At 37.6% G+C, this 12987-nt stretch carries 12 protein-coding genes; 2 read left to right on the top strand and 10 right to left on the bottom strand.

Annotation, left to right across the window (positions count from 1 at the left end):
* Positions 1-358: 358 nt before the first annotated feature.
* Positions 359-1510, bottom strand: coding sequence for an FMN-dependent L-lactate dehydrogenase LldD (lldD, locus tag BWD162_RS00395; RefSeq protein WP_078704961.1), 1152 nt, complete (start codon positions 1508-1510; stop codon positions 359-361).
* Positions 1511-1601: 91 nt separating this feature from the next.
* Positions 1602-2690 (bottom strand): 2'-deoxycytidine 5'-triphosphate deaminase, encoded by a 1089-nt coding sequence (locus BWD162_RS00390; RefSeq protein ID WP_078704960.1) that lies wholly within the window; start codon positions 2688-2690, stop codon positions 1602-1604.
* 303 nt (positions 2691-2993) lie between these two features.
* Between BWD162_RS00390 and mutL the strand changes: the two genes are divergently transcribed.
* Together mutL and BWD162_RS00380 are read left to right on the top strand one after the other, a co-directional pair.
* A complete protein-coding gene (mutL, locus tag BWD162_RS00385; protein WP_078704959.1) occupies positions 2994-4835 on the top strand; it encodes a DNA mismatch repair endonuclease MutL in 1842 nt (613 codons plus the stop codon).
* A 112-nt stretch (positions 4836-4947) separates the two neighbouring features.
* Complete coding sequence (locus BWD162_RS00380) at positions 4948-5190, top strand: DUF2093 domain-containing protein (protein WP_078704958.1); 243 nt, start codon at positions 4948-4950, stop codon at positions 5188-5190.
* 28 nt (positions 5191-5218) lie between these two features.
* Here the strand turns inward: BWD162_RS00380 and lpxK are convergent, their stop codons facing one another.
* The 8 genes from lpxK to rsmD all read right to left on the bottom strand — a co-directional run bounded on the left by lpxK (position 5219) and on the right by rsmD (position 12986).
* The gene (gene lpxK, locus BWD162_RS00375; protein WP_078704957.1) at positions 5219-6238 is read right to left on the bottom strand and encodes a tetraacyldisaccharide 4'-kinase; all 1020 of its coding nucleotides are present in this window, start codon (positions 6236-6238) and stop codon (positions 5219-5221) included.
* Positions 6228-7550, bottom strand: a complete 1323-nt coding sequence (gene waaA, locus BWD162_RS00370) for a lipid IV(A) 3-deoxy-D-manno-octulosonic acid transferase (protein ID WP_078704956.1) — start codon at positions 7548-7550, stop codon at positions 6228-6230. The genes lpxK and waaA overlap by 11 nt, the downstream gene beginning before the upstream one ends.
* 12 nt (positions 7551-7562) lie before the next feature.
* Positions 7563-8318, bottom strand: coding sequence for a lysophospholipid acyltransferase family protein (locus tag BWD162_RS00365; RefSeq protein WP_078704955.1), 756 nt, complete (start codon positions 8316-8318; stop codon positions 7563-7565).
* Positions 8319-8393: 75 nt separating this feature from the next.
* Positions 8394-8636: a DUF4170 domain-containing protein gene (locus BWD162_RS00360; protein WP_078704954.1), complete on the bottom strand. Its 243-nt coding sequence runs from the start codon at positions 8634-8636 to the stop codon at positions 8394-8396.
* A gap of 44 nt (positions 8637-8680) precedes the next feature.
* Positions 8681-9487 carry a 3'(2'),5'-bisphosphate nucleotidase CysQ gene (locus BWD162_RS00355; protein WP_078704953.1) on the bottom strand — a complete coding sequence of 269 codons (807 nt, stop codon included), beginning with the start codon at positions 9485-9487 and terminating at the stop codon, positions 8681-8683.
* On the bottom strand, positions 9474-10805 hold the full coding sequence (locus BWD162_RS00350; protein ID WP_078704952.1) for a TldD/PmbA family protein: 1332 nt from the start codon (positions 10803-10805) through the stop codon (positions 9474-9476). Before BWD162_RS00350 ends, BWD162_RS00355 begins: the two co-directional genes overlap by 14 nt.
* Positions 10806-10895: 90 nt before the next feature.
* Positions 10896-11729, bottom strand: coding sequence for a patatin-like phospholipase family protein (locus tag BWD162_RS00345; protein ID WP_078704951.1), 834 nt, complete (start codon positions 11727-11729; stop codon positions 10896-10898).
* 699 nt (positions 11730-12428) lie between these two features.
* Positions 12429-12986, bottom strand: a complete 558-nt coding sequence (rsmD, locus tag BWD162_RS00340) for a 16S rRNA (guanine(966)-N(2))-methyltransferase RsmD (protein WP_078704950.1) — start codon at positions 12984-12986, stop codon at positions 12429-12431.
* Between the last annotated feature and the right edge of the window lies 1 nt (position 12987).

Raw genomic sequence — 12987 nt, 5'->3', positions numbered from 1 at the left:
TAAGTAGAATCTTTCACATTCAATTTATCTGTATGTGGAGTTACACTTTGCGTAAATTTTGCAATCTGTGTAGAGAGAACTTTGCATTGTTAAACGCTACCGCCCTACCTTATAGATTGTAATGCAAATTGTTGTAGCTTATGTACCTTGTCGAATATGCTTGCTAATTACTTTATTCAAAAAGAAAAAGTGATGAATCTACTTAGCACTCCCTCAGAACTATAGTGATACAAAAAAGTATTAGCACTTTTGCAGATACTAAAAAATATTAAATTATACTTTCTATATAAGTTTATATTTTACTTGTTTTTAATTACTTTTCTTTCCAGGAACATAACATTAGTGTGCTTTTGCATGATCAACTCTTATAGATATCCACATTAACTAAATTTTCACGTGTGATTTCTTTTATTGAACGGGCACCAATCAATGTCATAGCCACTCGCATTTCTTTAGCAAAAAGATCAAGGAGATGAGCAACACCTTTCTCACCTGTCGCAGCAAGCGCATAAGCAAAGGCACGGCCAATCATAACGGCATTCGCCCCTTGTGCCACCATACGTACAACATCAAGGCCAGACCGAACGCCAGAGTCAGCCAAAATAGTCAAATCACCTTTTACGGCCTCCGCAATTGTTGGCAATGCCCGCACAGTTGACAGCACTCCATCAAGTTGACGCCCACCATGATTAGAAACAACAATACCATCAGCACCAAATTGCACTGCTTCACGTGCATCTTGTGGATCAAGGATACCCTTCAGAATTATTTGTCCTTTCCAAAAATCCCGAATCCATTGTAAATCACGCCAAGCAATCGATGGATCAAAATTTGCATCGAGCCAACCAATATAATCTTCTAGTTTAATTTTCTTGTGAAGATAAGTGGAAACATTTCCAAGGTCATGTGGACGCCCCATAACACCAACATTCCAAGCCCAGTGAGGATGTACAACAGCTTGTAACATACGGCGTAACCTAGCATAAGGTCCAGACATCCCCGAATGAGCATCACGATAACGTGCACCAGGAACCGGCATATCAACTGTAAAAACCAATGTGCGTACACCAGCTGCCCAAGATCGCTCTAACACATCACGCATAAACCCACGATCTTTGAGAACATAAAGCTGAAACCAAAATGCATTTCCAACTGCTGCCTGTACTTCTGCAATAGAGCAAACTGAAACGGAAGATAAAGTAAAAGGAATACCTTTCGCAACAGCCGCACGTGCAGCTTTTACTTCACCACGACGCGCATACATACCAGTTAATCCAACAGGTGCGAGCACAACCGGCATACCTAATATTTGATCAAAAATCTGAATTGAAAGATCAACTTCTCCAACTTGCTTAAGAATCCGTTGACGTAATGTAAGTGCGTGAAGATCTCTATAATTACGCTGCATCGTTTCTTCAGCATAAGCACCACCATCAATATAGTGAAATAAAAAAGGAGGTAACCGACGTTTTGCTGCTTTGCGATAATCAAAAGTTGAAGAAATAATCACAGTGATACCCTTTTTCTATATATGAAATACCAAAGCTGTTTCCTCAAAAGATGAACTTACATATATTGGGTTAAAATCTATATTTTCAAACTCATTTAAAATGCTTAGATAGTTTTAATCCTTGTGCTTGATAATGCGAGCCAATATCATGCCCATAAAGAAGTGAGGGTCGATTTAGCATACGCTCATATACCAAATGACCGATCATTTGACCATGCTCCAAAATAAATGGAACCTCATGGCTACGTACTTCTAAAACCGCCCTGGCTCCCTTTCCACCTGCCTGTGTATGCCCGAATCCTGGATCAAAAAAACCTGCATAGTGTACTCTAAATTCACCAACTAAAGGATTAAATGGTGTCATTTCAGCAGCATAAAGCGGTGGAACATGGATAGCCTCTTGCGAAACTAAAATATAAAACTCATCAGGATCAAGAACCAATTCCATTTTACCACAATCATAAATAGGCTCCCAAAAATCTAAAACGTTAGCAACACAACATTGATCAATATCAATGACACTTGTATGATGTTTACCGCGATAACCCACAAGCCCCTCTTCGTTTCCTTTCAAATTAACAGAAAGCCCAATACCATCGTCACTAATATTGGGAAAATCATCTGATATAAGCATTTCGTTTCTATGCAAAGCATGTAACTCAATCCCATTCAAATAATTTTGCCCCTTACGAAATCGAAGTTGTGATAGACGCGAACCTGTACGCACTAAAATCGGAAATGTGCGTGGACTAATTTCAAGATAAAGCGGACCATGATAACCTGCACAAATTTTATCAAATTCTTGAGCATTATCTGTAATCACACGTGTAAAAACATCTAACCGTCCCGTAGAACTTTTAGGATTAGCGACCGCAGAAAAAACATTTGGCAAATCCAAACTTTCCAAAAGAGGAACAATATAAACACAACCTGTTTCTAAAACTGCCCCATCTTGCAAATCAAATTCATGTAATTTTAACCGTTCAAGCTTATCGAAAACTTTTGTATCCGGCCCTGGCATAAAGGAAGCACGTATACGATACGCTTTTTTTCCCAAACGTAAATCAATACTCGCAGGCTGTATTTGATCGGCATCAAATGAGCAAATAGCTTTAAGAATGCTATTATCAATTAAAACTTGTATATCACTATCTGCGAGAATACCGCTCGTGCATACCATATATCCTGCCTCTCATTTTTATTTGCCTCTTTTTGACCTAGATCATTAATTATCGTAAGTTTTGTTAAGAATATAAACTCATTCTTTACCGATGTATTCAACTGGTTTATAACCGCAATTAATGTAATTCAAAACTATAAAGATAGAACAGTCTTTGGTAAAGTGTGATCTAAGAGTAGAAACCTTGAACATTCCAATTATGTATTATTTCTTCCATTGAAAGTGAACAGAACCATTCTTAAAATATTATTTTCAACTTTCTCTCATTCTATACAGTCAAAACGAACCTTGTTAAATTAAACTATGATCATACGCCACCTCAGCGAAACCATTATTAACCAAATTGCCGCCGGTGAAGTTATTGAACGGCCAGCTAATGTTGTCAAAGAACTTGTTGAAAATGCTATTGATGCAGGAGCAACCCGTATCGAAATTGTTACAGCAAACGGTGGAAAAAATTTTATAAGAGTAAGTGATAATGGCTGTGGTATCTCAAAAGATCAATTAACTTTAGCGATTTCTCGTCATTGCACGTCTAAACTTGTCGATGATGTACATAATATTTGCTTCCTTGGTTTTCGAGGAGAAGCTTTACCTTCTATTGGTTCTGTTGCTAAACTTAAACTCATTTCACGAACACAAGACGCTGATAGCGCTGCTGAAATTATCGTTACTGCAGGAAAAATTGAAGGACCAAAACCTGCTGCTGCTAATTCTGGAACAACTGTTGAAGTTCGTGACCTTTTTTTTGTGACACCAGCACGACTAAAATTCATGAAAACTGATAGCGCTGAAATGAACGCTATCACAGATATGATTAAACGAATTGCCATCGCATTTCCACATATCCGCTTTTCTCTTTCTGGTAAAGATCGAACGCTCATGGAATTACCCGCAACTGAAAACAACACCCAAGGGCAATTAGAGCGTATTACACAGATTATGGGAAAAGAGTTTGGTTCCAACAGTATTACACTAAATGCTGAGCGTGAAACAGCTCGTTTAACTGGTTTTGCGTGTTTGCCATCTTTCAATCGTGGTAATAGCCTTCATCAATTTGTCTATGTTAATGGGCGCCCAGTGCGTGATAAGTTTTTATCGGGAGCAATCCGGGGGGCTTACACCGATGTTATGGCTCCAAATCGCCATGCTGTATCTATTCTTTTTATTGATTTGCCACCTGCCGATGTAGATGTCAATGTGCATCCAGCAAAAGCTGATGTAAGATTCCGTGATCCCGGTTTAATTCGCGGATTAATTATTGGAGCCATTCATGAATCATTACGTCAGACTGGCATTCGCCCCACCTCAACGGGCTCTAAAGCAATGTTAGCTGCATTTCAAAGACAATCATTCAAAACTTTTAGAAGCCCTCATCAGCCTTTTTCTTATAGTCCGCAGCCACAGTATGTTACACCAGGAACTACACCAACAGATCATAAACCAGTAGATATTCCCGACTCTGCTGATTTACGAGAAAATATCACCCCTATGATAGAGTATATAAACACACCTAGTAGTGACGTAAGTACTGTGACTCACCCCCCTACATCAGAAGAGTTACACTATCCATTAGGGGCTGCAAAAGCACAAATTCATAAAAACTATATTGTCGCTCAAACCAAAAATAGTTTGATTATTGTAGATCAGCATGCTGCCCATGAAAGATTGGTTTATGAAGCTCTTAAAAATGCACTTTACTCTAAACCATTGCCTTCACAACTACTGCTTATTCCTGAAATTGTAGAACTCTCTGAAGAAGATGCAGCGTGTCTTTTAGTGCATAAAGATGTTTTGCAGAAATTTGGTTTAGGAATTGAAGCATTTGGATCAGGGGCAATCGTAGTGCGTGAAACACCTACCATGTTAGGGGAAATCAATGCACAAGCTCTTATCAAAGACCTTGTCGATGAAGCGTCTGAATATGATACCACAGATAATTTAAAAGCAATGCTCAATCATGTTGCAGCGACAATGGCTTGTCATAGTTCAATACGTTCAGGACGCCTTTTGCATCCTAAAGAGATGAATGCTCTTTTACGACAAATGGAAGCAACACCTAATTCAAGCACATGTAATCATGGCCGCCCTACTTATATTGAACTCAAACTAGCCGATATAGAACGTCTTTTTGGAAGAAAATAAAATTTCACTCACTATTCTAATCTGAAAAAATATTTTTAATTCACTCTCGACTTTATAAAGCATCTTATGGCACTTTAATATGTCTTATAAGAATAGAAAGGACCCATAGAGAATGTTTTCTAATAATGAACGTAAAGCAACTATTCAGTATTCTAGTAATGGATACAAAATTGTGAAATACGGAACTTATACTCTTTGTGCTGTTAGCGGACAAAAAATCCCTATAGATGACTTAAAATACTGGAATCATCATCGTCAAGAGGCATATGCTAGTTGTGAATTATCCTATCGTCGTGAACTTGAATGCAATCCACATCTTCGCCAATTATTAAAAATAGCCAATGAAAACCCATAAAGCAGAAACTGGCACCTCCACATACAGATTAAAAAGAATGCTTGCGCTTCCTAAAACGGCTCATAACCTCTTCAAGCAACATACGACAAAAATTTGCTTGAACAAAATCGACTTCAACATCAAATACGGTAAGATTTTTTAACTCCTTTTGTAAGCCATTCGCTTGTATGCGAGTATAATCTTTAGCAGTTGTAGCCAGCCACAAATTTTGGATTTTAGCCTTCTGTGCAAGATTCTTTAGATCCGTACTAGTAAAAAAATAATGATCTGGATAAGAACACGTTTGCATAACATGACCAGACATTTCTTTAATGGATTCAAAAAACTTATCTGGATTGCCAATACCCGCAAACGCCAAAAAGGATTTTCCAGCAACCTCATCAGCAACCAAAGGTTTAAGACGAGCATAATGCAATGGTTTTCCAGAGCCCTCTACCACAAAAGCCACATCATTATGAGCAGCCGCATGACCAATGATTAAAACACTATCCATCAAAGAAAACTGAATTTCTAATGGTGCACGCAAAGGCCCTGCTGGAAAAACAGCTCCGTTTCCAAAACCACGCATTGCATCCACCACAAGTAATGCATAATCCACATAAAGGCGACGACTTTGAAACCCATCATCCATCAAAATAAGATCACAGCCCTCTTCTTTAAGACGTTGTGCCGCTGCATAACGATCAGGCGATACTGCAACCAAAGTATAACGTGCAAGTAAAAGCGGTTCATCTCCAACATCACGTGCATTGTCATATTTCTCATTAACAAGACGTACACCTTTAACCGTCCCTCCATAACCACGCGACACAATGCCAGGAACAAAACCAAGCTCTTTGGCTACTTTGGCAAAAGCAATCACAACAGGTGTTTTGCCCGCTCCACCTAGTGTAAAATTGCCAATACACAAAACTGGCAAATCAATAACAGGAGGCTGTCTTTTCATACGACAATGTGAAAAATAGTCATAAACTTTAGCAATTGGTGTAAATAAAAAATGTAAAATGTTTTTATTTTTCCACCAAAAATGGGGAGCTCTAATAAGCATACCCACCCCGACATTGACTTAAACTTGTCTGCATTATAAGTGGCTGCAAAAATGGATCAAGAATCTTTAATGTGCGCTCAAGTGCACCTGCCATATCTGTCGCTATTTCATAAGCTTTATTAACCATTTCTTGCCGACATGTTTCATCTGTTAAAAGCTTCTGTACTTGAAGTGCAAGCTGTGCGGTATCTTCAACTATACAAGCTGCATTATGAGATAAAAATTGTTCAAATATGTTTTGGAAATTTGCAACACGAGGCCCCGTTAAAATAGCTACACCAAGCAAAGCCAGTTCCAATGGATTATGACCACCATAACCACATAATGATTTACCAATGAAAGCAACTTTCGATAAGCGAAGAAAAAGCCCTACTTCCCCAATTGTATCTCCCAGTAAAATATCTGTATTTGCATCTGGGACAGCATGCCTGCTTCTACGAATAAAACGCAAGCTTTTATCACTACATGCCTTGATAATATCTTCTGAACGCTCAGGATGACGCGGAACAACGATTGTTAATAAATCTGGCCAATAATTTTTAAGAATTTTATGAACCTCAAAAACTATCTTCTCTTCCCCTTCATGGGTTGAAATAGCAGCCCAAACAGGACGATTTCCAATAGCATTACAGTAACGTGTAAGCAACGATTGGTTTACAATCGGAACAACATCAGTTTTAAGATTACCAGAAAGTGCAACAGACTTTACCCCAAGCGTGCGGTAACAAGCTACATCCTTTTGACTTTGACAAATAACCATATCAATATGTTTTAAAATGTGCTTAGCAAGGGGTAACCGTTTTTGCCACGCCTTAAAAGAATTTTCAGACATACGTGCGTTAATCAGAATTTGTGGAATGCGCATTTTAGCAAGCGTTTTTATACGTAAAGGCCAAATTTCTGATTCACAAATCAATACTAAATCAGGCTTCCAATTGCTGATAAAACGACATATAGCCGATTCTAAATCCAATGGAGCATATTGATGAATTAACCGATTGCCAAAATGCTTTTTCACAAGAGTGGAAGATGTCACAGTAGTTGTTGTCAACAATACATTAATTTTTAAAGATAAAATGTAGTTAATAAGCGGGAAAAGAGAAAGTGTTTCTCCAACACTAGCCGCATGAAACCAAATCAATGGACTTTGAGGACGTGCTTTATGACTTTTGCCCAAACGTTCTTTCTGACGGCCCCGTTCTTCCTTTCCACACATAGTACGATAAAATAAATAAAAAGGCACTATAGGGCGCGAGCAAAAGCCAACTATCCGATAAATTGAAAGAGCTATTCGTGCTTTTAATTCTATCATCTTCAATAAACTTTATTCACCTATTGCAAGACGGTTATAAGCTTCATCTGTTAAGCGATTCATCATATCTGTTAATTGCACGCGCCTTTCTTCTAACACAGCATTACTTGCATCTTTGGAAACGAAAAATGCCTCCCCAATGAGAACAATTGAACGCCCAAAAGGTAATGGAATTGCAGTTTTATCCCATGTTTTTTCAAGAATTTTCTCTCTTGAAAAAGCGTATACACAAGGAATAATAGGACGACCAGATAATTTGGCTAATAAAATAATTCCTCTCCCAACTTCACGTGCTTTTTCATGCGAGATATCCGCAATCATAGCTGCCGTTTTCCCAAATTTAAGAGCGTTTTTTAGCGTTAATAACGCCTGCACCCCCCCTTTATTTACGTGATGCGTTTGGCCTCGCCCCCCTGAACCACGTACAATTTCAAGTCCCAATTTTTTTGCCAATTGTGCATTTATTTCTGCATCTGCAGAACGAGAAAACATAGCCATAACCACTTCATCTTGAGAACGCAGAAAAGGCGCCATAATATGGCGCCCATGCCAAAATGTGATAATAAATGGATTATAAGCATTATAAGTCTTCCTAAGATCATCTGAACTTTTTAATCGCGGATTTGTCCAATAAACAAAACGTAGATAGTTCACCAATAACCACACGATAAAAACTTGTACAAACCACGTTTTCATCAATGAACCACGATTTTTTCGCCAAAATCGCTTTAAAACACTATCCTCTTTCTTTTGAAGAATTTCACTCATCTTAATGTCAAATCCGTCAATTTAATCTGACTGCTTTATTGTAGCCGAAAAATAATGTTTGAGTACTTAAATTTATTATGCATCACTTATTTCTGGATCAAGAAGTCGGTGTAAATGCACAATATAATAACGTTGTAACGCATTATCTACGCTACTTTGCGCCTTTGCCCGCCACGCGGTGTGAGCTGATTGGTAATCTGGGAAAATACCCACTATATCCAAATCACTAATATTTTTAAATTGATTATCATCAAGATTTTTTAATTCCCCACCAAATACAAGGTGCAATAACTGCTTTTTCTTGTTGGTTTCATTCATTACTGCCTCCACATCATTAAATTTTTAGTTTTATGTTCATTTGATTAAACTAACTTTGCTTGACGAACAACATCTATCATATTTTGACAGCAATTATTTTCACCGGCAATTAAAAAGCCATATTGATAAGGCTCAATTCTATAAGAAATAAATGATGCATCAAGTGATATAAAACATCCACCACACTCTTGCAAAATAAGATCAGCAGCAGCAATATCCCAACCATGACAATTTGGTCGAACCAACACAAGATCGATCTCACCTTGAGCAACAAGAGCTATACGATAGGCAAGAGAAGGAATATAACGAAAAAAATTAACCTGATTTAAAAAATCGCACGGTAACTTTTGAGCAACTGATTGATCAACAGAAATTCTATATTTCCGATTAACATAAGATGATATTAAGTGAGGCAATTTTATACCATTTAATGTCGCCCCTTGACCACTGGCAGCAGCATAAACATCACCTTTAGCCGGACACTGTAAAACACCCACAATAGGACGTCCATTTTCAATAATAGCAACTGAAATACACCAATAAACACTTCCAGAAAGAAAACCACGCGTTCCATCAATGGGATCAACCATAAAATAGCGTTCATAAACCTGTTGTTTTTGATTATCCTCCATTTCTTCTGAAATCCAACCATAAGTCGGTCGTGCTTTTAAAAGTTGTTCCCTCAAAAAGTGATCAACTGTGAAATCCGCCTCACTAACCGGTGAATTGCCATCTTTGATCCAAATTTCTTGCTCATATCCAAAATATTTCATCGCTAAATCCCCCGCTTCCCGACAAACATCAAGCAAAAGATTAAGGTCAGAATGATAATGCGTGTTATTTTCCTGCAAGTGTCATTCCTTCAATTAATAATGTTGGAGAAGCTGTTGCATAACGTCGATCAATATCAGTGGCCGGTGTTAAATGCGCTAACATATGAAGCAAATCAGAGCCCAGAGTTACTTCGCTCACTGGATAAGCGATTTCACCATTTTCAACCCAAAAACCGGAAGCACCACGACTATATTGACCGGTAACAAAATCAACCCCATGCCCAAACAATTCTGTAACATAAAAACCATTTCGTAAAGCTTTTATCATATCATGAGGTGATGCTAAACCCGGTTCAATAGCAAAATTAGTACTCGCTGGTTGAATAAATGATCCACAACGTACACCGTGCCCATTGGTTTCAAGCCTCAATTCACGAGCTGTTGATGATGAAAGAAGCCAAGTTTTTAAAACACCATTTTCAATAATATTCAATGTTTGCCCTTCTACCCCTTCACCATCAAAAGGACGAGAAGCATTTCCACGCAATCTCAAAGGTTGATCTGTTACATTGACATTAGGTTTCATTACCCTTGTCCCTTGTAAATTTTGTAAAAGGCTCGTTTTACGAGCAACCGATGCTCCATTAACCATACATGCAATATGCGCAGCAATTTCGCGAGCTACACGCGGATCAAAAATAACATCAACTACCCCAGTAGCTGCACGAACTGCTCCTAAACGCCGAACTGCTCTTGATCCTGCATTTTTGCCAATAACTTCTGCGTCTTCTAAATCAGAAAAATGTAAAGAAGTTGTATAATCATAATCTCGTTCCATTTCTGTACCCTCACCAGCAAGTGCGCTACAAGAACGTGAAAAACAACTAGAACGATACGCCTCACAAAAGCCATTACTGGTTATAAGAACAAGCCCACTATTGCCGTAAGCCGTTGTAGCACCACCAGAATTGTTGACCCCCTTAACATCAAGAGCTGCAGCTTCAATTTTCAAAGCATCTTCCGTTAAGAAATGACTTTGCGGAATAAAATCATCAAAAAGATCAAGATCTTTAGGATGAGTGACTAAATATCTTTTATCTACTAAACCTTCAAACAAATTGTCAGGTGAAGCCTTAGCCATCGCAACAGCACGTTCTGCTAATTCTTCCGGATATGATGCTAAATTAGCAGAAACACTTGCTAGTTTTTTCCCAACAAAAACTCTTAATGTAAAATCATCACTTTCTGAAGCTTCTGTTGACTCAATTTTGCCCAGATGAACCGATACACGAACAGAATGCGAACGAACAATAACAGCATCAGCAGCATCTGCCCCAGAACGCCTTGCCGCTTCAATCAATGAAACAGCTTTATCAATTTGTTCTTCGACAGTCATTATGAGCTCCTTCAAATATTTACCATTTACAATGATAAATCACTAACAAAATCATACAAAATATCATATTTATAGCCAAAATACGCACTATTAATGCACCATTGAGCTTTCAATTAATTGCGAAATTTCCCTCTTAGCTTCTTCACGAAAAGGCGCTAAACGTTGTAAAATTTCTTTGGCTTCAAGAAAGTCTAAAATATGAATCCCGTCAATAGGAGGCCGCAATAAAAGATCCAAGTTTGAAAACCGCAAACGTGCTGTAACAAGCGCCTGTTGTCCTATAACACTTGCAGCAATAAGGCTTTCTGCAACCGAGACATGTCCATTTTTACAATCAACTATTGGTGGCCCGATAACATCGACACCAATTGAAAGATCAACTGGTTCAATAAAACAATCAAAAGGTACCGGATTACAAACCGCCCCATCAACTAACAAAATATGATTGCGCAAAACTGGTTTAAATAAGCCAGGAATAGCAGAGGATGCAGCTAAAGCTGAACGCAAATCTCCTTCTTGAATAATAACCATTTCTGCTGTTTTTAAATTTGTAGCCACAGCACAAAAAGGAATTTTTAAAGCACAAAAATCTCGAGGAAAATCGTGAGGTAAAAAACTCTCTAAAATAGACTCCAAATTAAATTGCAAAAAACGTAAACCGCATTCCCATAACTCTTTCCATGAAATCGGCATCAAAGACCATAAACGACGCAGAGCGTTATCCGAATGAGAAAAAGTTGAAAGACAATAATCTTCCCAATCAGCTTGTGTCATTCCAGCAGCTAAACCCGCACCCACAATCGAACCAATAGAAGACCCAACAATAACACTTGGTTTTAAACCCAAATCTTCAAACGCTCCAATAACCGGAAGATGACCAAAACCACGCGCTCCCCCACTACCAAACGCTAAACCAATTTTCATTTTATCTTGCCTCTTTCACTCTTCAATTTCTAAGCAAATATAAAGCAACACCCCCTATGATTTGTACCATCCATACTGATCAATTCTTTAATATACTAACACGACTAACGTCAGTTTTTTATTTTAAAATTCTTAGCAATTAATCTGACTTAATCAAATATAATAATACTGATTACATTTTAGCGCGTCTATATATAACTAATTAGCACTCCTCAATTTTATTATTCATAAACTTTGCCACAATGTGTCAGAAAATACCCTTATATTTTTGTATCACATAAAAACAAATTGCATTTCTATTGCCTATTTTACTTGCTCTAACTTATATTTATCAACCTTTTTTACTTTAATAGGGTTCATAGAAAATACCCTACGCACTTATGTAAAATTGTTACTATGATATATCACTGAAAATAGTATACCTTTTTTAGAGATCGAAAGCACATTTGTTTTATTTTAGTAGTAATCATTCACCATATCTACGTTTTTTAAACTATTAAAAAAATGCACTCTATAAAGTAAGACAAAATTTCATACACTTACTAAAAATCACCATCACACTAGGTTTAATCCATTAAAAATATTATTTAAAAGTAAACTCATGAAAATTATGATTATCTTTAAAATACTCAGATAAATAAGTTTAAAGGCGAATATAACTAATCATTATGAATGAATGACTTTTCTCAAAGTTAAAGATTATGATTGAAGCTTATAAATACGTATAGCTGTTTCACTATAAAAGCGTTCATCATCTAAACACAATATATCGGGTAAATTAATAACCGCCTCTTTCATTTCTTCAAGCACAAAAAGTGCTCCAGCTTTTGCCCACCCACCTTTAAGAACCTCTACAAAAGCTTTTTCACCCAGACAATAACCATAAGGAGGATCTGCAAAGATAACATCAAATGGAAGTATTGTTCCAATATTACCAAGTTTAGTAGCATCACGACGCAAAATTCGCCCAATTGCTTGTAATCCAAAAGATTCAATATTTTTCTGAATTAAACCGCGCCCTTCAACTGAATTTTCAACAAAAACAGCAGCTTTTGCACCACGTGAAAGTGCCTCAATGCCCAAAGCACCAGTGCCAGCAAAAAGGTCAAGAACACGCTTATTTTCCCAAAACTGTTCTTCTCGACTCATAAGAATATTAAAAAGACTTTCGCGCGTACGATCACTCGTTGGGCGAATGGATTGACCAAGAGGAGATGATAAAATACGCCCAGCAAATTTACCGCCAATAATCCGCACA

The organism is Bartonella sp. WD16.2 (genome assembly GCF_002022505.1).
Classification (GTDB): Bacteria; Pseudomonadota; Alphaproteobacteria; order Rhizobiales; family Rhizobiaceae; genus Bartonella.
This window is presented reverse-complemented; position numbering and strand designations above follow the sequence as displayed.

Bases quoted from the DNA above. Each gene is read 5' to 3' on its own strand.
- BWD162_RS00345 (WP_078704951.1), bottom strand. From the start codon at position 11,729: ATGAAAATTGGTTTAGCGTTTGGTAGTGGGGGAGCGCGTGGTTTTGGT.
- lpxK (WP_078704957.1), bottom strand. From the start codon at position 6,238: ATGCTTATTAGAGCTCCCCATTTTTGGTGGAAAAATAAAAACATTTTA.
- mutL (WP_078704959.1), top strand. From the start codon at position 2,994: ATGATCATACGCCACCTCAGCGAAACCATTATTAACCAAATTGCCGCC.
- BWD162_RS00380 (WP_078704958.1), top strand. From the start codon at position 4,948: ATGTTTTCTAATAATGAACGTAAAGCAACTATTCAGTATTCTAGTAAT.
- BWD162_RS00350 (WP_078704952.1), bottom strand. From the start codon at position 10,805: ATGACTGTCGAAGAACAAATTGATAAAGCTGTTTCATTGATTGAAGCG.
- BWD162_RS00390 (WP_078704960.1), bottom strand. From the start codon at position 2,690: ATGGTATGCACGAGCGGTATTCTCGCAGATAGTGATATACAAGTTTTA.
- BWD162_RS00360 (WP_078704954.1), bottom strand. From the start codon at position 8,636: ATGAATGAAACCAACAAGAAAAAGCAGTTATTGCACCTTGTATTTGGT.
- BWD162_RS00365 (WP_078704955.1), bottom strand. From the start codon at position 8,318: ATGAGTGAAATTCTTCAAAAGAAAGAGGATAGTGTTTTAAAGCGATTT.
- waaA (WP_078704956.1), bottom strand. From the start codon at position 7,550: ATGATAGAATTAAAAGCACGAATAGCTCTTTCAATTTATCGGATAGTT.